The sequence below is a fragment of the Streptomyces sp. NPDC021096 genome (assembly GCF_040641275.1).
Taxonomy (GTDB): Bacteria; Actinomycetota; Actinomycetes; order Streptomycetales; family Streptomycetaceae; genus Streptomyces.
In genome coordinates, this window is record NZ_JBFADG010000002.1 from 50,952 (window position 1) to 73,270 (window position 22,319).

Sequence of the window (22,319 nt, forward strand, 5' to 3'; positions counted from 1 at the left end):
GGTGATAAATGGCTGCGCGGCCACAGTGAACGGCGACGGCCGCGCTCCCGGGGCGCGACGATGCCGGGGGGCCGGGGCCGTACGCAGGGTCCCGGTACTGCCCGTCCCATCCGTGGAGGTGTCCGTGTACGCAACCGAGCTGGCAGCCAAAGCGCTCGAACCTACCGCCGAAGAGGAGCGCCTGGCCGAGGACTACGTCACCGTCCTCGGTTCTCTCTCCGCCATGGAGCAGGCCTTGCGCGAAGGCGCCTGGCACCGCCTGCGCGACGAAGTCGACCAGCTCATGAGCGCCGCCGAGGACATGTGGGCCGGCCTCCCGGCCCCCGAGGAGGACGGGGAGAGCACCGCGGACGAGCCGGACAGCGACAAGATCCGGCAATTGGTCGCCGTCTACGCCCAGCCCTACGCGGTCGGCCGCGCCCTGTACCCGACCACCGTCATCGAGGACGCTCAGGTCCGGGCCGCGGTGGAGGAGGAGAACGCGGCGGCCGGCTGACCCCGCGGCGCGCCCGGCCGCGGGGCCCGGCCCCGCGGTCGGCCCCCTCACCGGTCAGGCCTCGGCGAGTCTGCCGACGGGCGTGGCGTGGTCGGAGGCGTAGCGGGGGGCTTCGCGCATCCAGTCGAAGTGTCCGCCCACCCAGGTGTGCAGGCACTGCGCCAGGGAGAGCGTGGCCTCACGAGGGCACAGCGGCGTGCCCGGCACCGGCAGGCGGATGGCCCGCCGTTGCTGGGGGCCGGGTCCGCCGAGCGCGCGGTCGTGGGTGTCGAAGTCCAGGGCGTCGCACAGGCCGGGCAGGCGCGCCCGCAGATGGTGGAACTCCGCGGCCCGCCGGACCACTTCGGCGCTGACCTGGCCGATGGCCTGCCGCTCGGAGAGCCCGTGGTGATCGCGCAGGATGATGACGGCGTTGTAGGTGTCGCCGACGGCATCCTCCTTGTCGTGGGAGACCAGGTCGTTGCCGAGCACGGTCAGATCGCAGGCCAGGGTCTGCAGGCGCCTGATGTCGGACTGCCGGTACACGCCCGCGGGAACCTCGAAGCCGCCGGAGACCTCGTACATGTCCAGGACGGGCGTCAGCCCGATGGAGGCCCGGCGGATCCGCAGGTAGGAGCCGATGGAGGCGGGTGTGGTGCCCCGGTGCCGGTCGACGGCCTCGGCGAGGTTGGCCCACAGGTAGTCCATCCAGTGCCCGGCCGCCCGGTGGCGCCACTGCCATGACATCCGGGCGCTGCTGTCGGCCCACAGGTCGGCCAGCATGGCCACCGCCGGAACGGACCGGTCGTGCAGGCCGGGCGGGATGTCCGGATCCAGGATGTCCGCCATGCGCTGGATGAAGGGGGCCGCCTGGGCGGGGGCGTCGAAGAAGAGCTCTTCGACAAGGTTGTCGAAGTAGAAGAAGAAGCACATCTGGTCGACGGCGAGGTCGTACCCGCTGCCCCGTGCGTCGGGGGCGGTGTAGCCGACCAGCTTGCCGGGTTCGGCGGCGCGTATCCGCTGCCAGCGGACCGGGTCGTCGGTCACCCGGTACCGGTCTCCCCATCGGAGTTCCCGGGCGTACGCCCGGCCGATGTCTGGGTTGACCGCATGCGGGAAGTCGACGGGAATGATCACATCTTGGGGCATGGCCACCTCCTGGGCCCGCGGCCCTCCTGGTGGGAGTCACGGCAACGCTGCGATGCAAGGCATTCCCCTCCCGGTGATCGTGACGGTGCGCTGTCACAATGTGCCGTGCACCGGCGGGGTGGCAACGGGTGCGTCCGGCGATGATCGAGGCGCCCGGCAGACGCGTGCGCGCCGGGCAGGGGAGACGGTTCGGCGCGCGGTGCGAGCGGGCACGGAAGCGGCCGGACCGCTCGGCTCCCGAGGCGGCCGGTCCGGGGACCGGCCGCCGGTCCGGGCTCCGAACGGTCTCGATCCGGCGCCGTACTGGATCACAGCTCTCCGCTCCCCCTGCCCACAGAGCCCGCACGTCGTACCGGAGCGCGAGGGGACTTCCTCGGTCCTGCTCCCGCCCCGGTCCTGGCAAGGTGTGTGCCCGTTCCATAAAGGAACTAAAGCGAACCCGGCACGGCCGAAGGTGTATTGGAGTGAGGGGCGCACTCCGTCCCGGCTGCATAGTCGTCCGCCCTAGTCCACGCGCCCCTGAGCGCGCAGGTCAGGGCGCGACTCCGAAACCCTCGTGCGAGGGGTGAACCGACCGGGGAACGCGGCGGGTTCGGCGCCCGGTACGGTGATCGGCGTCCGGGGGAATGGCGCCGCGACACGCCCCCGCCGACCGGAGGGGCGGGAGGCCGCAGCGGCCGGGGAGACGAAGGTGGACATGGCGAACACACAAGCGCAGGATCCGGCACGTACGGACGATGGTCCCCGAAGCGGCCGCCCGCCGCGGCACGTCGCCGTCATCGGGGGCAGCCTCGCGGGACTTCTCGCCGCGCACGTGCTCGGCTCCCACGCCGACACGGTGACCGTCATCGAACGCGACCGCTATCCCGAGGGCCCCGACCACCGTGCCGGCCTGCCCCAGGACCGGCACACCCATGTGATGCTGGAGAGCGGCCAGCGCGCGCTCGAGGCGCTGCTGCCGGGCATCGGGGCGGAGATGCTCGCGCACGGATCACCACGCGTGGGCATGCCGAGCGACATCGTGCAGTGGCAGGCGGGCCGCTGGTTCCGCCGCACCGAGGCCACCGCGCACATCCTCACCGCCTCCCGGCCGCTGACCGACCATCTCGTACGGCGCCGCGTGCTGGCCGGCCCCCGCATCGAGACGCTGCAGGGCACCGAGGTGACCGGGCTCCTCGGGGACGCCACCCGGGTACGGGGCGTCCGGCTGCGCGAGCGCGGGGCCGCGGCGTCGCGCCGGGAGGAGCGCGTCCTGGAGGCCGACCTCGTCCTGGACGCCACGGGCCGGTCGTCCCGCGCCGGCGCCTGGCTGACCGCGATCGGGGCCGAACCGCCGCGGGAGGAGAGCCTCGAGACCGGCCTCGCCTACGCGACGCGGTTCTACCGCACCCGCGACGACGCCGGGGACGCGCCGTTCCAGGGCGTCTACATCGTGCCGAACCCCACCCAGCCGCGCGGCGGGATCATGCTGCCCATGGAGGGCGGCCGCTGGTCCGTCATCCTCTCCGGCCTGCGCGGTTCGGAGCCGCCCACCGACGAGGCCGGGTTCATGGACTTCGCCACCGGCCTTCCCCACCCCGTGCTCCACGACTGGCTGCGGAAGGCCGAACCGGTCTCCGCCATCCACGGCTTCCGCAAGACCGGCAACCTGCGCCGCCGCTACGACCTGCCGGGCCGCCGCCCGGCGGGATTCCTCGCCACGGGCGAGGCCCTGTGCGCCTTCAACCCCGTCTACGGCCAGGGCATGTCCGTCGCCGCGCTCAGCGCCGTCGCCCTGCGGGACGCCCTGGAGGACACCCGCCGCACGCCCACGACGCGCCGTGTGCAGCACGCCCTGTTCGCCGCGGCCCGGCAGGCCTGGGACATCTCGGCGGGGGCGGACAAGAACATGCCCGGCGCCATGGGCAACGTCCTGCGGCCCCGGGCCGTCGACCGGCCCGCCGACTGGTATCTGCAGCGCGTCCAGGAGCGCGCCAGCGGCGACCCCGTCGTCGGCAGGGCGTTCCGGGCCGTACTGAACCTGACCGCCCCGGCCGTCTCCCTGTTCGAGCCGTCCGTCGCCAGGGCCGTCCTCTTCGGCCCGGCTCCCCAGGGCCTGACGGAACCGCCGATGGAGCCGGAGGCGGCCGCGCTCTGACGGTCCGTCGCCGCGGTCAGTGCACGGAGGCGAGGTAGGCGTCGGCCACGGCGGGGTCCAGCAGCCACTCGCCCTGGGAGGGGTCGGCGTAGACCGCGGCGAAGCGGCGGGCGACCTGCTCGTTCTCCGCCGCGGCGGCCAGCACGCGCTGGAGGTGTCCGGGCAGCGGCCCCAGCATCGCGGCGGAGAAGGCGGTGGCGTGCCGGGCGTGCTGCCAGAACGCCTCGAACGTCCCGTGCATCCACGGCGCGTCGAAGGGCGCGTCGCCGCGCTCGTCGATGGCGCGCAGGTAGACGGCCGCGCAGCGGGCGGCGTTGTTGGCGCCCTGCCCGGTGACCGGGTCGTTGAGGACGAGCGCGTCCGCCATCCCCAGGACCTCGCCACCGCCCTCGAGGCGGGCGACGGGGTGGCGGACGACGGGCGTCACGGCACCGTAGAGCGTGCAGGTCTTGTCGGTCGGTTCCGCTTCCGCGCACAGCGCGTGCTCCCAGGGCGCGTACTCCCGCAGCAGGCGGAGCGAGCGTTCCAGGTGGTCGTGGGGCGCCGGGCGGTCCTGCCAGCAGTCGAAGGGGCCGCCCGCCACGGCTTCCCACAGCAGGATGGTGCAGGTCCCGCTCGTCGTGAGGGCCGGCTGCAGGAACGCCTCGCCCACGCCGGGCACGATCACGATGCGGGTGTGCAGCTCCGCGGGCGCCGGCGGCGCCTGCACGCCGTGCAGGTAGACGCACGACAGGATGCGCTGAGGGCGGTCGAACGCCGAACGCGCCTCGTCGCGCGGGAAGATGCCGGACAGCTCGCCGCGCCCGGCGGCGACGATCGTCAGCTCGTGGCGGTCCGCCAGCCGGCGCAGCCCGGCCCGGTCCACGGTGCCGTACTCGACGCGGCCGCCCCGCTCCTGGAACAACTCCAGCCAGCCGGCCACCTTCACCCGCTGGTCGACCGACTGCGCGGCCTGGTCGAGCCATCCGGTGAAGGCGAGCGCCGCCTCACCCGGTGGATCGATCACCGTGGCCCGGACCGCCCGCACCGACGGCGTCTGCCGCTCCCACAGATGCAGCCCCGCCTCCCGCTCGATCTGCAGCGCGGGCCCGAACATGGCCTGGGTCGACAGCACATGTCCGCCGCGGATCTCCTGCGCCGTACGGTCCGACACGAGCGTGACCTCGTGTCCGTGGTCCCGTAACCCCAGCGCGAGCTGTAACCCCGCCTGTCCCGCTCCCACGATGGCGATCCGCCGCATGCGGCCCCCTCACTCCTCGGCCCCGACCCGGGGCGCCCGGCCGGGCGCCGCGCCGTTCCATCGTGCTACAGGGCCCGGCGACCGGACAGAGGGACTGCTGAGCCGGGAGCGGTCCGTCGCGCGCCGGGAAATTCCGTGGCGTCCGTCCATGGGCGGCTGTTACGTTCCCGGCAGAACTACTGGTCCTTCTTTGGGCGCCCATGCCCTGAAAGCGGTGATTATGCCCCGGCCCGCGCCGAGCGCGCCTCGACGTATCGCGGACCTTCCTCCCCGCTGCCCTTGAGGAACGCTCGGCCGTCTCCTGCTGCCATCACGACCTTCCAGCAAGGAGCACACCCCGGGTGTCCAGCCACAACACCGCTCGCCCGAGCGGACCCAGTCCCTTCCTGAAGACCGACACCTTCACCTGCGTCAGGTGCGGTCTGGCCGTCTCCACCCTCGCCGCCGACGGCGGCCGCCGCAACCACTGCCCGTCGTGCCTGCACTCCCAGCACGTCCACGACCACGTCGAGGGCGGGCCGTCCGCGTGCCGCTCCCGCATGACACCGATCGCCATCGCCGTGCTGCGCAACGGCGACTGGATGATCGTTCACCGCTGTGTGCGCTGCGACGAGCTCACGTCGAACCCGGTCTGCACGGACGACAACCAGCTCATCCTCATGCGCATGGCCGTCCGGCCGCTGGCCCAACCGCCGTTCCCGCTCGAAGCGTTCGGCGAGCTCTGAACGGGCCGACGGAAGGAGAGGCGACATGCCACGACGCAAGAACACCGCGGAGCGGGCGGCGCGGCGACGCCCGCAGCGGCACAAGGACGTCCTGCACGCACGCGGCGGTCACCGGGCCGACGTCTTCCGGTGCGCCGGCTGCCGGCTGGACGTGCCCCTGACCGCTCCCGGCACCGCCCACCGCAACCACTGCCCGAACTGTCTGACCAGCCTCCACGTCGACCGCCGCGTTCCGGGGGACCGCGCGGCCTCCTGCCGCGGGCGCATGGAGGCGCTGAGCCTGTCGGTACGCCCGGACGGCGAATGGCTGATCATCCATCAGTGCCTGCCGTGCGGTGAGCTCAGCGCCAACCGCATCGCCGGGGACGACAACGCCCTCGCCCTGATGCGCCTGGCGCTCAGACCGCTGCGGGACACCGCCGTCCCCAGCCGGGCGCTGCTCACGCTGTAGCGATTCCCGTGCCCTGTCGGCCGCCCGCGCGGCCGACAGGGCACGGGTGCACCGTCGGCTCAGCCCATCCAGATGGTGGTCCTGGCCACCACCCGGGCCTTCTTGGGCTGGTCGGGGTTGCCGTAGCGGACCTCGACCCGGGGGTGCGACCTGATGAAGTCGCGGTCGGCGATGACGACCTGGCGCGGGTTCTTGACCGTGCGGGTGGCGATGTCGGTGTCGAGGAACCAGCCGAACTCCTTGGTGGCCGGGGCGTAGAGGAAGAACGTCCCGCCCGAGTACGTCCGCGAGGCCCTCTCCTCGTCGAGCACCAGCGCCCAGTAGGCCACGCGGTGACCCGCCGGGTACATGAACCGCTTCTCGGCCTTGAGCCCCTCCAGGTCTATCCCCTCGAAGGGGTTCTCCTCGGCGGCGGTCGCCGCGGCGGCGGCCTGGGCCGGGGCGGCCGGGGCGGTGGCGGCCTGGGCGCCCTGGGCGGCCGTCAGGCCCAGCGTCACGGCGGCAAGGGCCAGTCCGGCGGCGCGGAACGCAGTACGAGCGGACATGTGTGGTCGTCTCCAGTTCACGGGGGTGCGCGAAAGCGGCTCACATCGCATGTGTGACCGCGCTGCTACGGCAAGTGATCTTGGCGTGGGTCCGTGCCGCCCGCAATGCGGCGCGGAGGAATCCGGCCATGCCGGCCGGCTCAGGGGGCGATGGCGACGCGCAGGAAACGCGGCCGGTAGATGCTCGCGCGACGGATGACGTCGTCCGGTACGAGGCTGTTCACGTTGTAGGAGATGACCAGTTCCCCGCGACGCTCCAGCTCGGGGTGCTCATGCGGGTTGTACGCGAAGACGTTCGGGTTGCGGTACGTACCGTGCGGCCCGGCCTCCGGCGCCGTGTACACCGTCCGCGGCCGGGTGAAGGGCCCGTACGGGGTACGGGACCAGGCGAGCTGCAGCTCCGCGCTGAACGGCCGGTCCGCGCACTGGGAGAGCAGGGCGTACCACCTGCCGTGCCGCACCACGCTGAGCTCGTCCGAGGTCCGCAGCGCCGGGCCGCCGGGCCCGGCCAGCCGGGCCGAGTCCGCCTCGCGGGGCGACCAGGTGCCCCGCGCGGTCCGGTACCGCCAGGGCCGCCGCAGGTCGCTGCCGGCGATGCGGGCGAGACGGAGGAAACTGCCGCCGGAGGGGGCCTGTTCGGTGCCGTAGACGTACGTGAAGCCGCCCTGCCGCTCCAGCCACGCGCCCCACGCCGTACGGGCCGAGGACGGCAGCGGGGTGAGCGAGAGCGGCCGGCCCAGCCGCCCGCCGCGGAACCTGGCCAGGACGTTCCCGCGCCAGGCCAGGTCCAGGGGGCCGGGCCCGGTGCGCACGTAGCGCGCGTACACGACCGCCACGCCGTCGCGGCCGTCCGGGACGCCGGCCCGCGCCCAGTACCAGCCGTCCCGGCCGGCACCGGAGACGACCGACGCGGGCCGGCCCGACCGGTCCCGCCCGGTGACGGTGCGCGGGCCGTGCGCGGTCCACAGCACGAAACTGTTGTTGACGAACGGCGTCGTGCCGCCGTCACCGGTGACGGGGGAGCGGGAGCCGTCGGGCCGTACCGTGCCGAGGAAGGTGTCCGAGAAGATCCACAGCTCACCGGCGGGCGTCCGCACGGAATACGTGCTGTCTCCACCCGTCCAGTGCCGTGCCGAGCGGGCCCGCTCGGCATAGGCGCCGAAGGCCCCGTCCAGCGCCGCCGCGGGACGCACCCCCACCACGCGCGGCGGCCCCGCGCCCACCGACGCCGACGCCCCGGGCGAGACGAACACACAGACCACGGCCGCCGCGGCCGCGAGCGCGCGCCACCCTCGTCGATACCTCTTCACGACAACGGACAACGAGCAGCGCAGGGCAACAGTTGCTCACCTTTGGTACGAACCGGTCACCAACGGCTGCCCGGAACAAAGCCGTTGCCCGAGCCGTTGACCGGGCCGGGAACCCCATCCCCACCGGGCCCGGCACGGGCAGAGGGCAGGAGGACATGTGACCAGCGCGGTCGAGCACAGCTTCGTCGAGGTGAACGGGGTCAGACTGCACATCGCCGAGCAGGGGCAGGGGCCACTGGTCCTGCTGCTGCACGGCTTCCCGGAATGCTGGTACTCCTGGCGGCACCAGTTCGCGCCGCTGGCCGAGGCCGGCTACCGCGTGGTGGCCCCCGACCAGCGAGGCTACGCCCGCAGCGGCCAGCCCGCCGACATCGACGCCTACAGCATGCTGCACCTCACCGGCGACGTGATCGGGCTCGTCCACGCCCTCGGCGAGGACAGCGCGGTCGTCGTCGGCCACGACTGGGGAGCACCGGTCGCCTGGTCGACGGCCATGCTGCGCCCCGACGTCGTACGCGGCGTCGTCGGCCTGAGCGTCCCGCCGCTCCCACGCGGCCCGGTCGCCCCCCTGGTGGCCCTGGGCAGTCTGCTCGGCGACGGCTTCTACCAGATCTACTTCCAGGAGCCCGGCGTCGCCGACGCCCAGCTGGCGCAGGACCCTGCGGCGACGTTCCGCAGCCTGCTGGCCGGCGCCTCGGGCGACAGCCCCCAGACCGACCCGCCGCGCCCCTGGGTCATCCCCGAGGGCGCCACCCTCCTGGACACCATGCGGGAACCCGAGGAACTCCCCGCCTGGCTCACCGAGGACGACATCCAGACCTTCGTCCGCGAATACGCCGAACACGGCGACCGTGCCTTCACCGGCGGCCTGAACTGGTACCGCAACCTCGACCGCAACTGGGAACTGCTGGCCGCCTTCCACGGCCGCGGCATCGACGTCCCCGCCCTCTACATGGCGGGCGACCGCGACCTGGTCCGCTCCTTCCCCGGCATGGACGACCTGCTGGGCTCCCTTCACCGGACGACCCCGAAGCTCCACGACAACGTCACCCTGCCCGGCTGCGGCCACTGGACCCAGCAGGAGCGCCCGGACGAGGTCAACGCGGCGCTGCTGGACTTCCTGGCGCAGCTGCCGGCGGCCAAGGGCTGACCGGGCCGGTGCCGGACGGCGGGACCCTGCCCCCACGGGGGCGGGGTCCCGCCGCGTTCGACCGGGTGTCCGTGCCCGCCGCCCGTACCACCGGCGGCGCGCCCCGGCGGGCGCTGTGGGCGGCCGGTGAATCTTCCCGCTCGTTGGTGCACGGCCGCATCCTGTTTCCGCCCCATTACGCCATGCTGAGCTGAGCGTTCTCGTGCGCGACACGCTGTGCGTCCACGCTGTGGCGACAGCCCGCGACACGACACCGAGAGGGCAGGGGAGAAAAGTGGTGAAGATCAGACGTATGCGCTGGTCGGCGCTGACTGCCGGCCTGGTCATGCTGACGCTCGTCTCGCCCACCACGGGCACGCAGGCGCGGGCGGTCGCTCAACCGGCCGCACAGCGCCTGCCGTTGGGGGACGCCGGTCTCCCGGAGACGCGCTCGACCACGCAGGTCGCCCCGGGGGTGACCTGGACCAGGATCAAGCGGGGGCGTAGCGACGCGCGCAACCGCTGGACCATCGAAGTGGCGCTGCTGCGGGAGGAGGCCCCGGCCCGTGAGCTGGCCGCGCGGCTGGCCGCGGCGGGGTTCCCGCCCACTGTGAGCAGGGTCGACGAACGCCCGCAGGACCTGCCCTCGAACTCGCCGTGGGGCTGGCGCGTGCGGGTGGGGTCGCTCGCCGATCAGGAGGCGGCGGCCAAGCTGGTGAAGGACCTGAGGGCGGCGGGGTTCCGGCCGGCCCGCACCTACTTCACCGGGGAGGACATGACGTCGCGCTCCGGGCCCTGGGTGGTCGACGTGCTGCGCGTGGCCGCGGGTCAGCGGCAGCGGGTCGAGGCGCGGCAGTCGCTGGACCGGGTGCCCGGCGGTGAGACCCTCGCCGACATGGTCCGGCGTACGGGCGGCATCGCGGGCGTCAACGGCAGCTACGGGTCCGACGAGGAGGACGGCACCTTCGGGGATGTCGCCGGGCTCTCGGTCGTCGACGGCCAGTTGCTCAGCGAGGCGGTGCAGGGGCGCAGTGCGCTGGTCCTGCCCTCCGAGGCGCGTGTACGGCCCTCGGTCCAGCAGCTCACCACCGCCTTGCGGGTGCGTTCCGCCGACGGCGCGCAGCGCGAGGTCGACGGGCTGAACCGTGCCCCCGGCAAGATCCGCTCCTGCGGCGGGACCGGCGGGGACCGGCCCACCGAACGCCCCCGGCACGACTCCCTGTGCACCGACGACTCCGAGATCATCCAGTACACCGGCTTCTTCAAGGGGTCGGTCCACGCCGGGGCCGGCGTCGTGGCGGTCCTCGGCCGCGACGGCAAGGTGCTCGAGGTCCGGGAGGGCCGGGGCGGCACCGTGCCCGCCGACGCCACGGTGCTCGCCGGGACCGGCGACGGCGCCCAGTGGCTGCGCGACCACGCCCGGCAGGGCTCGGTGCTGACGGTGTCCAGCGCCGCCCTGGACCGGCAGCGCCGGCCGCTGACGGCCGTGGCGGGGCGGGGCGTGGACGCCGTCTCGGGCGGGCCGCAGCTGCTGCGCGACGGTCGCATCGTCGTGCCCGCGGATGCCGAGGGCTTCAACTACCCGGAGGATCCGGGCTTCTACGACTACTTCGCCACCCACCGGCACCCGCGCACCCTCGCCGGCATCGCCGCCGACGGCTCGCTGCTGTTCGTCACCATCGACGGCCGCCGCCCCGGCTACAGCTCGGGGGTGTCGTTCAAGGAGAGCGCGGCCGTCATGAGCGCCCTCGGCGCGGTGGACGCCCTCAACCTCGACGGGGGCGGCTCCACGACGATGGTCATCGGCGACCGTGTCGTCAACCGGCCTTCGGACAGTACGGGCCCCCGGCTGATGGCCAACGCACTGATCATCCGCTGACGTCGTCCGGTCCGTACCGGCCCGGCCCGGTAGCCGGTGCCGGGCCGGCGGGGCGTCAGTACGACTGCAGCTCGATGAGGTTCCCCTCCGGGTCGCGCAGGTGCGCGGTGCGCAGGTTCGCGCCCCACTCCGGCCGGTCGGTGGCCCCCGCCACCTCGGAGGCGCCGTGCCGGAGGCAGAGCTCGAGCCCGGCGTCGACGTCCGGGACACGGCAGACGAACATCGTCCGGTCCTGCGCGGGGGAGGGCTCGACGGGCAGGGCGGAGGTGCCGGCGACCGCCGCTATCGCGGCGCGGTCGAACAGCGCCAGCACGCCCTGGCCGTCGACGTCCCAGCAGGCGTAGGGGCTCGCCGGACCGCCGCCGGCGAGCACCGCGCCGATCAGTTCCGGCAGTACGGCCTCGTAGAAGCCGAAGCAGTCGGCGAAGCGGGCGGTCAGCAGGCGAGGGTGCAGGGCGTCCATGGCGGTCTCCTGTTCGTAGGGCGAGACCTACTGTAGGTGCGCACCTACAATCGTGGGTATGGACACCGCCCACGACCTGCCGCCGAGCCTGCTGCGGCTCGACACCTACCTGCTGTCGAAGATCGGCAAGGCCGCTCGCGGCAGGCTCGCGCAGCGGCTCGCCGTCCGCGGGCTGCGGCTGTGGCACATGGCGGTGCTGGCCGCGCTCACGGACTTCGGCCCGCACAGTCAGCGTGACCTGGCGGCGCGGCTCGCCCTGCATCCCAGCGACGTGGCCAAGGTGGTCGACGCCCTGGCCGGGGCCGGAGCCGTGGAGCGCCGCCAGGACCCCGCCGACCGGCGACGGGTGTCGGTCGAGGTGACCGCGGCCGGCCGGGCGTTGCTCGGCGAGCTCGACGCCGACGCGCGGGCGGTGCGGGAAGAGGTCCTCGCGCCGCTGGACCCGGCCGAGCGGGACCGGCTGTCGGAGCTGCTGCTGCGGCTGTTCGACCACGTGAGTCGGCTGCCCGACGCGGATGACGTTTCGCCCTGACGCCCCGCGGTGGGGTCAGACTCCGACCGCTTCCTCCAATTCCTCCTCAGCGGAAGCGGTGGTGACGGTCCCGGTCCCCGCCGGGCGCCGGGCCTCGACCGCCCAGGCGAGGGCGGTCACGGCCAGGCCCGCGACCAGCCACAGGGCCAGCGTCCAGACGTGCCCGCCCAGGTCGATTCCGTCGAAGTAGGCGAGGCTGCGGGTGCCTTCGACGAAGGCCGCACCGTTCCAGACGTCGTGCAGGGGGGCGAAGAAGCCGTTCTGCAGCTCGGGCCGGAAGATGCCTCCGGAGCTGGTGAAGTTGAGCATGACGAACAGCACCATCATCCCCAGCGTCGTCCAGCGCTTGAGGAAGGTGTGCAGCCCGGTGCCGATCAGCAGCACGCCGGCGGAGTAGAGCCACGCCATGCCCCACAGCCCGCCCAGCCCGTGGTCGACGAGATGGAAGACGGGGCCGGCCAGGGCGACGCCGATCACGCTGACCACCAGGGACGTCGCCGCGGCCAGCAGGGCCCGTACCCGCATGGGCAGGACCGCCCCGGCTCCGCCGATCACCGCGACGGAGGCGTAGGAGCCGATGCTGAGGGCGACCAGGAGGAAGAAGACGCCCTGCCCGGTCGGGTCGTCCTTCGTGGGCGGTGCGACGTCGGTGACCTTCAGCGGGGCGCCCTGACGGGCCGCCACGGGCGTGAAGACCTTCTGGACGACGGCGGCGGTGGTGTCCGACCCGGCCGAGGCGACCAGCAGCTCCGGGGTCTTCCCGCCGGGAACGAACGCGCCGAATATGTCCTGGTGGCGCAGCTGGTCCTCCGCTTGCGCCCGGTCGGCGACGGTGCGGACGGCGAGGTCGTCGCCGGCCTTGTCGGCGATGGTGCGGGCCAGGGCCTGGGCGCCGGGGCCGGAGCCCACCACGGCGACCGGCAGTTCGTGGGGGGAGGGGTGGGCGAACGCGCCGAGGTAGGCCAGGCCCATGCCGACGCACATCAGCAGCGGGGTGAGCAGGTGGGTGAGGACATGGCGCAGCGCGCCGCCTGTCGCGGATTTCATGGTGTTTCCTCGACTCCCCGCGAGGGGATGGTTGGCATTTACAACTACTTCATCAAGTTGTACTCTACAACCAGACGAGGAAGAGAGGCCACCACCCCATGTCCGACCGTGACCAGTCCCTGGACACCATCCAGCGCGAGCTGACCGCCTTCGCCCGGCGCTCCCGGGCCGTGGCCGCCCGCATGCACCCCGAGCTGTCGCTGGTCTCCTTCGCCCTCCTCGCCCACCTGGAGGACCAGAGCGGATGCCGGGCCGCCGACCTCGCCGACCGGTTCATGCTCAACAAGTCCACCGTCAGCCGGCAGGTCGCCGACCTCGAACGCCTCAGCTTCATCGAACGCCGCCCCGACCCCCACGACCAGCGCGCCCAGGTCCTGCACCTGACCGCCCGGGGCACCGCGGCCCTCGCGCAGGTCAGCGACAACCGCCGCACGGCCTTCCGCGAGCGTCTCGCCGACTGGGGCGAGGACGACCTCGCCCGCTTCGCCGCCTACCTGCTGCGCTACAACGCCTCCTGCTAGGGCGCGTCCGGCACCCGTGACGCGGCGCGGTGGGCGGACGGGCTGACGCCGCGTACGCGTTTGAAGGCCGCGCTGAACGCGAAGCCGTCCGCGTACCCGACCTCCTTGGCCACCGCCGTGACCGTGGCCCTGGGCGCGCGCAGCCGGTCGGCGGCCAGGGTCATCCGCCAGTCGGTGAGGTAGGCCAGGGGCGGCCTGCCGACCAGCGCCGAGAAGCGGCGGGCGAACGCCGTACGCGACATGCCCGCCTCGCCCGCGAGCGAGGCGACCGTCCATGGCCGGGCCGGCTCCTCGTGCAGCCGGCGCAGCACGTGCCCGATGTCCGGGTCGGCGAGGGCCCGGTAGCCGGGAGGCGGGGTGGCGCCCGGGTGGGCGAACCACGTACGCAGGGCCCGGACCAGCAGCAGGTCCAGGAAGCGGTCCAGGACGACCTGCTGGCCCGGCTCGTCGTGCTCGACCTCGGCGGTGATCAGGTCGAGGAGCGCGGACAGCCCCGGATCCGGCCGTACGACAGCGATCGGGGGCAGCGCGTCGAGCAGGGGCCGGCACAGGTCGCCTCCGACGCGGTACCCGGCGGTGACCAGGAGGTCCGTGGCGCCGTCCGCCGCGTCCCCGACGGTGCGGCCGGTCACCCGCCAATTGCGCCCCGGTTCCGCGGGATCGTCGACGAGGGTGCAGTGGTCGTCACCGTCGACGAGGACGCGCGGCATGCTGTCCGGGTGGTCCGCCACGGTGTACGGCGATCGCGCCCGCACGAGCGCGATGCCGCCCCGCGGCAGCTCCACCGGGTCGCCCCCATCGGGTACGAGCCAGGCGTCGCCGCGCAGCATCGCACTGAGCGTGAGCGGCGCGGGCCCGGTGAACCGCATCCCCCAGGGCGGGACGCTCACCGTGCTGCAGAAAACCGCCCCGCGTGCCCTGACTCCGGAGAGGTAGTCGTCGAGAAGATCCATAGTGGAACGATCACACATGGATCCGGCCGTCCCGGCCATGGAGCGTACCGCCGGCTCCGTATTGACTGACGGACATGACACAGATTCTCGTGCTCGGCGCCACCGGCAAGACCGGCAGCCGCGTCGTCCCCCGCCTCGAGGCCCTCGGCCACACCGTCCGTTCCGCTTCCCGCTCGGCGGCGACCCGCTTCGACTGGACCGACCGCTCCACCTGGGACCCGGCCCTGGCCGGCGCGGAGGCGGTGTACTTCGTCCCGACCGAGACGCTCGGCCTGCCCGAGCGCGCCGAGTTGGTGGACCGGGCGAAGGCGGCCGGGGTCCGGCGGATCGTCCAGCTGTCCGTACGCGGCCTCGACGCCGACGGCGGCGTGCCGGAGACGGAGTCGGCGGTCCGGGAGTCGGGGCTGGAGTGGACGATGCTGCGGCCCTGCTGGTTCTCGCAGGACTTCGCCGCGCCGGACTTCTTCCTGCCGGCGGTCCTCGCGGGCGAGCTCACGACGCCCGCCGGGGACGGCCGCGAACCGTTCGTCGACGTGGAGGACATCGCCGACGTGGCGGTGGCCGCCCTCACCGGCGACGGCCACGCCGGCAAGGCCTACGAACTGTCCGGCCCCCGGGCGCTCTCCTTCGCCGAGGCCCTCGCCGTCATCGGCGACGCCGTCGGACGCGAGCTGCGCCACCGCCACCAGGACCCGGCCGCCTACGTCGCCGCCCAGGTCGCGGCGGGTCACCACCTCGCGGACGCCGAAGCCATCGCCTCCTTCCTGGACGGCATACGCCTCGGCGAGGACGACTACGTCAGCACCGGTGTGCAGGAGGCACTCGGCCGCGCCCCCCGCTCCTTCGAGGAGTACGTGCGGGCGACGGCGCCCACGGGAGTGTGGAGCCCCTGACCGCCGCCGCGGGCGGCAGCGGGGCCCCGGCACGGGTACGGGCGGCTACCGCCCGTTGGCCTCCTCCTGGGGGAAGCGGGCGAGCGGGGCCTCGCGCTGGAAGAAGGTCTTGGCGCGGAGCATGGCCCGCTCGTCGTCCCGTATCTGGCCGGGCCGGGAGCCGTTGCCGAACAGCACTCCGCCGAAGTGCATCCGCATGTACGCCGCCGAGTTGTTGAGGGTGGTCACCAGCCCGTCGGCGACGGCCTCGTCGGGGTCCGCCATGACCGTGACCCCCCACAGGGTCCGGCCGGCCATCCGCTTCTTGAAGTCGGAGCCGGGCGCCGTCAGCCAGCCCGACCAGTAGTCGAGGTAGCGCTTGGTGTGCGCGGAGAGGGTGTACCAGTACAGGGGCGAGACGAGGACGACGTCGGTGGCCTCCAGGGTGGCCGCCCGCAGCGCCTCCTCGTTCTCTTCGGGCCGCCAGGCCTCGCTCTCGTGCCGCCCGTCCTGGAAGTCGGGCAACTGCAGCCGGGTCAGGTCCACCCAGCGCTGTGACACACCGGTGGGCAACTGCTCGGCGGCGGCCCGCGCGAGGGTCTCGGTGTTGCCCTCGGGGCGGGAGCTGCCGAGGACGAAGAGGAACGAGCGGTCGGCCGCCGCCTGGTCGTCCCGTTCAGCAACGAAAGAGGTCATGTCCCACTCCATCAGTCTTCAGCACTACGCAATCGTGTGGACGGAACAACCGACCCGGGCCGTCGGCCATTCCGGCCGTGACGATCTTGTCGATACGATGGGGCCGACGGTGAGGCTTCACGTCGATGGGAAGGTCGAGCGCGGATGGGGCGGGCCACATGCTGATCGGAGAGTTGTCCCGGCGTACCGGGGTCAGCCCGCGGCTGCTGCGGTACTACGAGGCGCAGGGACTGCTCGAGGCCGGGCGTGGTCCGAACGGTTACCGGGACTACGAAGAGGACTCGGTGACCACCGTGCGGCAGGTACGTGCCCTGCTCGACGCGGGCCTGTCCACCGAGGTGATCCGTTCGGTGCTGCCGTGCGCCCGCGGCGAGCGGCCGGAGTTCGACATGTGCCCGGACCTGCGGGCCACCCTGGACCGGGCGTTGGCGGCCACGGAGGAGCGCATCGACGGCCTCGAACGCCGCCGCAGCACCCTCGCGGGCTTCCTGGCGAAGGCCTGAACGGCAGCCGGCCCGGCCTGAACGGCCGCCCGCCGGGTCACCCGGCGTGCGGCCGCGGCATCCGCTTGGCGGCCGTGGACAGCCGGGCGAGGGCGGCTGCCTCCCGGCTGTTCTCCTCGGCGCTGAAGACGTGCACCACCAGGCCCGTCTCGCCGGGCGCGGCCGGTACGTGCAGCGTCTCGAAGTCCAGGGTGAGCAGCCCCACCAGCGGGTGCCGCAGGCGCTTGCGGCCCGCCCCGCACATCACGATCTCGCCGGTGGCCCAGATCCGCCGGAACTCGGTGCTGCGCTCGGACAGTTCGGTGACGAGCGCGGACAGCCGCGCGTCGTCGGGGTAGCGCCCCGCGGAGACCCGCAGCTGGCCCACGGCCTCGGCCGCCCTGTCCTCCCAGTCGGGCTGGACGACGCGGGAGGCGGGGTCGAGGAAGAGGAACCGGGCGTTGTTCCGGTCGCGGCGGCCAGGCTCGGCCAGGCCGCCGATCAGTTCGGCGCCCAGGTCGTTCCAGGCCACCACGTCCAGGCGGTGGTCCGTCGCGAAGGCCGGGAGAGGGGCCATGGCGTCCAGGATCCGCCGCAGCGGCGTGCTGACGCGGGCGTCGGGCGCCGGATGGCGCCTGGCGTCGGCCAGGGTGGCGAGGTGCCTGCGTTCCGCCGCGTCGAGGCCGAGCGCCGTGGCGAGCGCGTCGAGCACCTCGGGGGAGGGCTGGGTGGCCCGGCCCTGTTCCAGGCGCACGTAGTAGTCCACGCTGATGCCGGCGAGCTGGGCCAGCTCCTCGCGGCGCAGCCCGCGCACCCTTCGACGACGCCCGCCGGCGAGCCCGACGTGCTCCGGCGCGACGCGCCCCCGGCGGGCGCGCAGGAAGCCGCCGAGCGCCCGGCGGGTGTCTCCGACCCCGTCGATTCCGTCGCTGCTCAGGTCCTTGGTCACGCCGTTCATGGGCTCAAGTATGGGTGGCCCTCGCAGTACCAGGAACAACAGGGTGCTGGCTGCCCGGCCGCGCCCGGGAGAACGTGGCGTCATGACCGAAACCACGCCGCCGCAGCGGAAGAAGATCCTCGTCGTCAGCGCCCACCCGGAGCCCCGTTCGCTCAACGCCACCCTGGCCGCGTTCGCGGTCGACCACCTGCGTGCGGCGGGACACGAGGTGCGGGTGTCCGACCTCTACGCGATGAAGTGGAAGGCGACGGTGGACGCCGACGACTTCCCCGACCACCCCGGGGACCGGCGGCTGGCGGTGATGGCCGCCTCCGAACAGGCCACGCTGGTGGGCCGGCTGTCGGCCGACGTCGCGGCCGAGCAGGAGAAGGTGCGCTGGTCGGACGCGGTGATCCTGCAGTTCCCGATGTGGTGGTTCTCCGCGCCCGCGATACTCAAGGGCTGGATCGACCGGGTGTTCACCGCCGGCTTCGGCTACGGCCCGGCGGTCCCGCCGCCCTACGCCGAGGGCGCCCTGGCGGGGCGGCGCGCGCTGGTGTCGGTGACGGCCGGCGCCCGGGAGTCGGCGTTCTCCGACCGGGGCATCCACGGGCGGCTGGCGGACGTCCTCCACCCGCTGCAGCACGGCCTGTTCTGGTTCACCGGCATGGCGCCGCTCGAACCGTTCGCGGTGTACGGAGCGAACGACCTGCCGCAGGAGCGGGTCGAGGCGGCGAAGCGGGAGTACGCGCTCCGGCTCGACGGGCTCTTCACGGACGAGCCGGTCCCCTTCCGTTCGCTCGTCGGCGGCGACTACGACCACGACATGAGGCTGCTGCCGGACGTGGAGGCGCCGGGGACGAACGGGCTGGATCTCCACGTCCGCCCGCACGGCCGGTGATTGTCAGTGGTGCGTGCCAGCATGGCCGGCATGACTCCGCTCCTCCTGACCGACATCGAAGAGGCCGTCCGCAGCAGTTGGGACGCCGCCACGTGCACGCCCGAGTACCGCTCCCGCTGGAGCCCGGACAATCCCGCCCGGGACCAGTGCGGTGTGACCGCCATGGTCGTCAACGACCTGCTGGGCGGTGAGCTGATCCGCGGGGAGGTCCGCGTGGACGGCGAGCAGACGGACTACCACTGGTGGAACCGGCTGGGCATGGGTGTGGAGATCGACCTCACCCGGGAGCAGTTCGGGCCGCACGAGACGGTCACCGGCGGCACGGTCATAGCCCGGCCGCCCCGCCTCGGCCGGCTCCGGGAGGAGTACGAGCTCCTGCGCGACCGGGTCGAGGAGAAGCTCCGCGCCCGCGCGGAGGAGAAGGCCCGCGGCGGCCGTTAGGAGCATCCGCCCGTGCCCGCCCCGGCCGGTTTCGGCCGGGGGCGCAGTGGCCGAATAGACGCTCTCCCCATGATCCCCCGCCCCCTACTACCGTGCCTCGGCGCGGGGGTTACTCGGGTGAGGGGCTCACTGGATGTTCTATTTCGCGTTCAAATCCGTGGTGTTGATACCGCTGCTGCGCTGGCTCTTCCGGCCGCGCGTGGAGGGGCTGCGGCACGTGCCGCAGAACGGAGCGGCGATCATCGCGGGCAACCATCTGTCGTTCTCCGACCACTTCATGATGCCGGTGATGGTCAAGCGCCGGATCACCTTCCTCGCGAAGATGGAGTACTTCACGGGGCCGGGGCTGAAGGGCCGGCTGACCGCGACGTTCTTCCGCGGCATCGGGGCGATTCCGGTGGACCGGTCGGGCAAGGAGGCGGCCCAGGCGGCGGTCGACACCGCGCTGGAGGTGCTCGGCCGGGGTGAGTTGCTCGGCATCTACCCGGAGGGGACGCGCTCGCACGACGGGCGGCTGTACAAGGGCAAGGTCGGCGTGGCGGCCATGGCGCTCGAGTCGGGCGCGCCGGTGATCCCCTGCGCGATGATCGGGACGTTCGAGTCGCAGCCGACGGGGCGGCGGCTGCCGCGCATCGTGCCGATCACCATTCGTTTCGGCGAGCCGCTGGACTTCTCCCGGTACGAGGGAATGCACGACCAGCGGGCGGTACTGCGAGCCGTTACGGACGAAATCATGTACGCGATCCTGAAGCTGTCGGACCAGGAATACGTCGACACCTATGCGACGGAGGCCAGGGCGGCCCTGCACGCCGTACGCCCGCCCGCCGGACCGGCCGATCGCCCGTGGGCCGCGCACGCGGTGCAGCAGGCGGGGCACCTGGAGCCGGACAGCAGCCGGTCCGCGGCTGCCTGACCCGATACGGCCCGGCGGGCGCCCCCGGCGCCCGCCGCGAGCCTCCCGGAACGCCTTCCACGGAGCTCCCGTACGAAAAAGAAATACCCCGGACCGTTTGACGGCCGGGGTATTTCTCTGCGTATATTGGGGATTTCCATGCCTTCACGAACCCGGGGCATGGAGAAGCTTTATGAGGCCATCTTATCCGGGCGGGAGTCACATTGTCAAACGAGGAATTGCGGCAGGAGCAGGAATTCATCCATATGCTCTACGGGCGCCTCGCCGAGCTGCGGGACGGGGCCGAGGCCGCCGTGCGGGGCGCGCTCGCGCAGGGCGCGAGCACCTTCCAGGCGCGGCTGGAGCGCGATGTGCTGGTGGCCGAGCAGTCCGGGCTGCTGGCCGCCTTCAACGCGGGGGAGAACGGGCTGTGTTTCGGACGGCTCGCGTTCCGCGACGGTCGCGACCACCACATCGGCCGCATCGGTATCCGGCGCGACGACGAGGACCACACCCCGCTCGTCGTCGACTGGCGGGCCGAGGTCGCGCGCCCCTTCTACCTCGCCACCGGGCACACCCCGATGGGGCTGCGCCGCAGGCGGCACATCACCACCGACGGGGACCGGGTCACCGCCCTGCACGACGAGATCCTGGACCTCACCGACAGCCTGCGCACCGGCCATGAGAGCAGCGACGCGGACGCCGTCCTCCTCGCCGCGCTGGACGCCGCGCGCACCGGCCGCATGCACGACATCGTGCAGACCATCCAGGCCGAGCAGGACCGCATCATCCGTGCCCCGCACCGCGGCGTCCTCGTCGTCGAGGGCGGCCCGGGCACCGGGAAGACGGTCGTCGCGCTGCACCGCGCCGCCTATCTGCTGTACGCGCACCGGGAGCAGCTGGCCCGCCGCGCCGTGCTGATCGTCGGGCCCAACCCGGCGTTCCTCGGCTACATCGGAGAGGTGCTGCCCTCGCTCGGCGAGACCGGGGTCCTGCTCGCCACCCCCGGCGAGCTCTTCCCCGGAGTGAGCGCGACCGCGACCGACACCCCCGCGGCCGCCGAGGTCAAGGGCGGTGCCGCGATGGCCGATGCCCTGGCCCGCTACGTGGCCGACCGGCAGCGCCTGCCCGACCCCGTCCTCGTCATCGACCACGAGGACGGCGAGCTGCGGCTGGACGCGGACATGGCACGGGAGGCCCGGCGCCACGCCCGCGAGACCGCGCTGCCGCACAACCTCGCCCGGCCGTACTTCGCGTTCCGGGTCATCGACGCGCTCACCGCCCAGCTGGCCGACCGCATCGGCGCCGACCCGTACGGCGGCCCGAACCTCCTCGGCCCGGACGACATCGCCCAGCTCGGCAAGGGGGTCGCCGCCAGCCGCGAGGTGCACGCCGCCATCGAGGAGCTGTGGCCCGCCCTCACCCCGCAGCAGCTGGTCGCCGACTTCCTCGCCGACCCCGTCCACCTCCCCGACGCCGACGCGCGGGCCGTCCGCCGTCCGGCGGACCAGGACGGCTGGACGCCCGCGGACGTCCCGCTGCTCGACGAGGCGGCCGAGCTGCTCGGCGAGGACGACTCGGCGGCCCGCGCCGCCGCCGAGGCCGAGCGCCAGCGGCGCATCGCCTACGCGCAGGGCGTCCTCGACCTGTCCTACGGCTCCCGCACCCAGGAGTTCGAGGACCGCGACGACGAGGACTCGGAGGTGCTGGGCGCCCACGACCTGGTCGACGCCGAACGGCTCGCCGACCGGCACGAGGAGGCCGACCACCGCAGCGCCGCCGAGCGCGCCGCCGCCGACCGCACCTGGGCGTTCGGCCACATCATCGTGGACGAGGCGCAGGAGCTGTCCGCGATGGCGTGGCGGCTGCTGATGCGCCGTTGCCCGACCCGCTCGCTGACCCTGGTCGGCGACCCGGCGCAGACCGCCGAGCCCGGCGGCTGCGGCTCGTGGGAGACGATCCTCACGCCGTACGTCGACGACCGCTGGGAACACGTCAGGCTCGGCGTCAACTACCGCACACCCGCCGAGATCATGGAGGTGGCGGCAGAGGTGATCCGGTGCGCGGACCCCTCGTTCGAGCCGCCGCGGTCCATCCGCTCCACCGGCATACGGCCCTGGGCGCGGCACGCCGACGACCTGCCCCGCGCGGTCGCCGACGCCGTGGACCGGGAGCGCCGGGAGGAGGGCCGTATCGCGGTGATCGCCCCCCGCCCCCTGCACGCCGCCCTGTCCGCCGCCGTCCCGGCCGCCTCCACCGGTGCCTCCCCGGACCTGACGAGCCCGGTCGTCCTGCTCGATCCCCGCCAGGCCAAGGGGCTGGAATTCGACACGGTGATCGTGGCGGAACCGCGGGAGTTCGGGGTGAGCGATCTGTACGTCGCGCTCACCCGGGCCACCCAGCGGCTGGGCGTCGTCCACACGGGCCCCCTGCCGGCGGGGCTGCACGGGCTCGCGGCACCGGACACCGCCGCGTCCCGCCCGTGACCGCGCGCCGGGGCGCCGCGCACGGGCGCGGCGCCCCGGGCCCGTGGGCCACGGGC

At 73.4% G+C, this 22,319-nt stretch carries 23 protein-coding genes; 14 read left to right on the top strand and 9 right to left on the bottom strand.

Going from position 1 to position 22,319, the window contains the following annotated elements:
- The first annotated feature begins 124 nt into the window (after window positions 1–124).
- A complete protein-coding gene (locus tag AB0G59_RS03845) occupies window positions 125–496 on the top strand; it encodes a hypothetical protein (RefSeq protein WP_071966339.1) in 372 nt (123 codons plus the stop codon).
- A 54-nt stretch (window positions 497–550) separates the two neighbouring features.
- On the opposite strand, the gene AB0G59_RS03850 is transcribed toward AB0G59_RS03845, so the two are convergent.
- A complete protein-coding gene (locus AB0G59_RS03850; RefSeq protein ID WP_360907698.1) occupies window positions 551–1,624 on the bottom strand; it encodes a terpene synthase family protein in 1,074 nt (357 codons plus the stop codon).
- A 697-nt stretch (window positions 1,625–2,321) separates the two neighbouring features.
- Here AB0G59_RS03850 and AB0G59_RS03855 point away from each other — a divergent pair.
- A complete protein-coding gene (locus AB0G59_RS03855; RefSeq protein ID WP_360907700.1) occupies window positions 2,322–3,761 on the top strand; it encodes an FAD-dependent monooxygenase in 1,440 nt (479 codons plus the stop codon).
- Between the two features lie 16 nt (window positions 3,762–3,777).
- Here AB0G59_RS03855 and AB0G59_RS03860 read toward each other — a convergent pair whose 3' ends face one another.
- Window positions 3,778–5,001 carry a styrene monooxygenase/indole monooxygenase family protein gene (locus tag AB0G59_RS03860; RefSeq protein WP_360907702.1) on the bottom strand — a complete coding sequence of 408 codons (1,224 nt, stop codon included), beginning with the start codon at window positions 4,999–5,001 and terminating at the stop codon, window positions 3,778–3,780.
- Window positions 5,002–5,342: 341 nt separating this feature from the next.
- Here AB0G59_RS03860 and AB0G59_RS03865 point away from each other — a divergent pair, with 341 nt between their 5' ends.
- A complete protein-coding gene (locus AB0G59_RS03865) occupies window positions 5,343–5,726 on the top strand; it encodes an RNHCP domain-containing protein (RefSeq protein ID WP_360907704.1) in 384 nt (127 codons plus the stop codon).
- A 25-nt stretch (window positions 5,727–5,751) separates the two neighbouring features.
- On the top strand, window positions 5,752–6,177 hold the full coding sequence (locus tag AB0G59_RS03870) for an RNHCP domain-containing protein (protein ID WP_360907706.1): 426 nt from the start codon (window positions 5,752–5,754) through the stop codon (window positions 6,175–6,177).
- Between the two features lie 59 nt (window positions 6,178–6,236).
- On the opposite strand, the gene AB0G59_RS03875 is transcribed toward AB0G59_RS03870, so the two are convergent.
- Both AB0G59_RS03875 and AB0G59_RS03880 read right to left on the bottom strand, forming a co-directional pair.
- Window positions 6,237–6,722, bottom strand: coding sequence for a hypothetical protein (locus tag AB0G59_RS03875; RefSeq protein WP_360907708.1), 486 nt, complete (start codon window positions 6,720–6,722; stop codon window positions 6,237–6,239).
- 140 nt (window positions 6,723–6,862) lie between these two features.
- Window positions 6,863–8,032 (bottom strand): hypothetical protein, encoded by a 1,170-nt coding sequence (locus tag AB0G59_RS03880; protein ID WP_360907710.1) that lies wholly within the window; start codon window positions 8,030–8,032, stop codon window positions 6,863–6,865.
- A 157-nt stretch (window positions 8,033–8,189) separates the two neighbouring features.
- Between AB0G59_RS03880 and AB0G59_RS03885 the strand changes: the two genes are divergently transcribed.
- Window positions 8,190–9,182: an alpha/beta hydrolase gene (locus tag AB0G59_RS03885; RefSeq protein ID WP_360907712.1), complete on the top strand. Its 993-nt coding sequence runs from the start codon at window positions 8,190–8,192 to the stop codon at window positions 9,180–9,182.
- 277 nt (window positions 9,183–9,459) lie between these two features.
- A complete protein-coding gene (locus AB0G59_RS03890; RefSeq protein WP_360907714.1) occupies window positions 9,460–11,040 on the top strand; it encodes a phosphodiester glycosidase family protein in 1,581 nt (526 codons plus the stop codon).
- Window positions 11,041–11,095: 55 nt separating this feature from the next.
- Here the strand turns inward: AB0G59_RS03890 and AB0G59_RS03895 are convergent, their stop codons facing one another.
- Window positions 11,096–11,503: a VOC family protein gene (locus AB0G59_RS03895; protein WP_360907716.1), complete on the bottom strand. Its 408-nt coding sequence runs from the start codon at window positions 11,501–11,503 to the stop codon at window positions 11,096–11,098.
- Between the two features lie 58 nt (window positions 11,504–11,561).
- Between AB0G59_RS03895 and AB0G59_RS03900 the strand changes: the two genes are divergently transcribed.
- Window positions 11,562–12,035, top strand: a complete 474-nt coding sequence (locus tag AB0G59_RS03900) for a MarR family winged helix-turn-helix transcriptional regulator (protein ID WP_360907718.1) — start codon at window positions 11,562–11,564, stop codon at window positions 12,033–12,035.
- A 15-nt stretch (window positions 12,036–12,050) separates the two neighbouring features.
- On the opposite strand, the gene AB0G59_RS03905 is transcribed toward AB0G59_RS03900, so the two are convergent.
- A complete protein-coding gene (locus tag AB0G59_RS03905) occupies window positions 12,051–13,082 on the bottom strand; it encodes a hypothetical protein (RefSeq protein WP_360907721.1) in 1,032 nt (343 codons plus the stop codon).
- Window positions 13,083–13,180: 98 nt separating this feature from the next.
- Between AB0G59_RS03905 and AB0G59_RS03910 the strand changes: the two genes are divergently transcribed.
- Window positions 13,181–13,603, top strand: coding sequence for a MarR family winged helix-turn-helix transcriptional regulator (locus AB0G59_RS03910; RefSeq protein ID WP_360907724.1), 423 nt, complete (start codon window positions 13,181–13,183; stop codon window positions 13,601–13,603).
- On the opposite strand, the gene AB0G59_RS03915 is transcribed toward AB0G59_RS03910, so the two are convergent.
- Window positions 13,600–14,556, bottom strand: a complete 957-nt coding sequence (locus AB0G59_RS03915; RefSeq protein ID WP_360907726.1) for an AraC family transcriptional regulator — start codon at window positions 14,554–14,556, stop codon at window positions 13,600–13,602. The two genes, AB0G59_RS03910 and AB0G59_RS03915, sit on opposite strands and share 4 nt — an antisense overlap.
- A 74-nt stretch (window positions 14,557–14,630) precedes the next feature.
- Between AB0G59_RS03915 and AB0G59_RS03920 the strand changes: the two genes are divergently transcribed.
- Window positions 14,631–15,449, top strand: coding sequence for an NAD(P)H-binding protein (locus AB0G59_RS03920; protein ID WP_360907728.1), 819 nt, complete (start codon window positions 14,631–14,633; stop codon window positions 15,447–15,449).
- 45 nt (window positions 15,450–15,494) lie between these two features.
- On the opposite strand, the gene AB0G59_RS03925 is transcribed toward AB0G59_RS03920, so the two are convergent.
- Entirely contained in the window at window positions 15,495–16,124 is a 630-nt protein-coding gene (locus AB0G59_RS03925) for an NAD(P)H-dependent oxidoreductase (RefSeq protein ID WP_360907730.1), read from the bottom strand.
- A 158-nt stretch (window positions 16,125–16,282) separates the two neighbouring features.
- On the opposite strand from AB0G59_RS03925, the gene AB0G59_RS03930 reads away from it, so the two are divergent.
- Window positions 16,283–16,627, top strand: a complete 345-nt coding sequence (locus AB0G59_RS03930) for a MerR family transcriptional regulator (protein WP_360907733.1) — start codon at window positions 16,283–16,285, stop codon at window positions 16,625–16,627.
- A 37-nt stretch (window positions 16,628–16,664) separates the two neighbouring features.
- Here AB0G59_RS03930 and AB0G59_RS03935 read toward each other — a convergent pair whose 3' ends face one another.
- Window positions 16,665–17,564 (bottom strand): helix-turn-helix transcriptional regulator, encoded by a 900-nt coding sequence (locus AB0G59_RS03935; protein WP_360907735.1) that lies wholly within the window; start codon window positions 17,562–17,564, stop codon window positions 16,665–16,667.
- A gap of 82 nt (window positions 17,565–17,646) precedes the next feature.
- Between AB0G59_RS03935 and AB0G59_RS03940 the strand changes: the two genes are divergently transcribed.
- The 4 genes from AB0G59_RS03940 (at window position 17,647) to AB0G59_RS03955 (ending at window position 22,263) form a co-directional block, all read left to right on the top strand.
- Window positions 17,647–18,444 carry an NAD(P)H-dependent oxidoreductase gene (locus tag AB0G59_RS03940; protein ID WP_360907737.1) on the top strand — a complete coding sequence of 266 codons (798 nt, stop codon included), beginning with the start codon at window positions 17,647–17,649 and terminating at the stop codon, window positions 18,442–18,444.
- A 30-nt stretch (window positions 18,445–18,474) separates the two neighbouring features.
- The gene (locus AB0G59_RS03945; RefSeq protein ID WP_360907739.1) at window positions 18,475–18,885 is read left to right on the top strand and encodes a hypothetical protein; all 411 of its coding nucleotides are present in this window, start codon (window positions 18,475–18,477) and stop codon (window positions 18,883–18,885) included.
- A gap of 133 nt (window positions 18,886–19,018) precedes the next feature.
- Window positions 19,019–19,798 (top strand): lysophospholipid acyltransferase family protein, encoded by a 780-nt coding sequence (locus AB0G59_RS03950; protein WP_360907741.1) that lies wholly within the window; start codon window positions 19,019–19,021, stop codon window positions 19,796–19,798.
- Between the two features lie 245 nt (window positions 19,799–20,043).
- On the top strand, window positions 20,044–22,263 hold the full coding sequence (locus AB0G59_RS03955; protein ID WP_360908600.1) for a DNA/RNA helicase domain-containing protein: 2,220 nt from the start codon (window positions 20,044–20,046) through the stop codon (window positions 22,261–22,263).
- Window positions 22,264–22,319: the final 56 nt, after the last annotated feature.

Coding starts and splice junctions, on each gene's coding strand:
- AB0G59_RS03850 (WP_360907698.1), bottom strand. CDS start 1,624: ATGCCCCAAGATGTGATCATTCCCGTCGACTTCCCGCATGCGGTCAAC.
- AB0G59_RS03855 (WP_360907700.1), top strand. CDS start 2,322: ATGGCGAACACACAAGCGCAGGATCCGGCACGTACGGACGATGGTCCC.
- AB0G59_RS03860 (WP_360907702.1), bottom strand. CDS start 5,001: ATGCGGCGGATCGCCATCGTGGGAGCGGGACAGGCGGGGTTACAGCTC.
- AB0G59_RS03870 (WP_360907706.1), top strand. CDS start 5,752: ATGCCACGACGCAAGAACACCGCGGAGCGGGCGGCGCGGCGACGCCCG.
- AB0G59_RS03875 (WP_360907708.1), bottom strand. CDS start 6,722: ATGTCCGCTCGTACTGCGTTCCGCGCCGCCGGACTGGCCCTTGCCGCC.
- AB0G59_RS03895 (WP_360907716.1), bottom strand. CDS start 11,503: ATGGACGCCCTGCACCCTCGCCTGCTGACCGCCCGCTTCGCCGACTGC.
- AB0G59_RS03900 (WP_360907718.1), top strand. CDS start 11,562: ATGGACACCGCCCACGACCTGCCGCCGAGCCTGCTGCGGCTCGACACC.
- AB0G59_RS03905 (WP_360907721.1), bottom strand. CDS start 13,082: ATGAAATCCGCGACAGGCGGCGCGCTGCGCCATGTCCTCACCCACCTG.
- AB0G59_RS03910 (WP_360907724.1), top strand. CDS start 13,181: ATGTCCGACCGTGACCAGTCCCTGGACACCATCCAGCGCGAGCTGACC.
- AB0G59_RS03915 (WP_360907726.1), bottom strand. CDS start 14,556: ATGGATCTTCTCGACGACTACCTCTCCGGAGTCAGGGCACGCGGGGCG.
- AB0G59_RS03920 (WP_360907728.1), top strand. CDS start 14,631: ATGACACAGATTCTCGTGCTCGGCGCCACCGGCAAGACCGGCAGCCGC.
- AB0G59_RS03925 (WP_360907730.1), bottom strand. CDS start 16,124: ATGACCTCTTTCGTTGCTGAACGGGACGACCAGGCGGCGGCCGACCGC.
- AB0G59_RS03930 (WP_360907733.1), top strand. CDS start 16,283: ATGCTGATCGGAGAGTTGTCCCGGCGTACCGGGGTCAGCCCGCGGCTG.
- AB0G59_RS03935 (WP_360907735.1), bottom strand. CDS start 17,564: ATGAACGGCGTGACCAAGGACCTGAGCAGCGACGGAATCGACGGGGTC.
- AB0G59_RS03940 (WP_360907737.1), top strand. CDS start 17,647: ATGACCGAAACCACGCCGCCGCAGCGGAAGAAGATCCTCGTCGTCAGC.
- AB0G59_RS03945 (WP_360907739.1), top strand. CDS start 18,475: ATGACTCCGCTCCTCCTGACCGACATCGAAGAGGCCGTCCGCAGCAGT.
- AB0G59_RS03950 (WP_360907741.1), top strand. CDS start 19,019: ATGTTCTATTTCGCGTTCAAATCCGTGGTGTTGATACCGCTGCTGCGC.
- AB0G59_RS03955 (WP_360908600.1), top strand. CDS start 20,044: ATGCTCTACGGGCGCCTCGCCGAGCTGCGGGACGGGGCCGAGGCCGCC.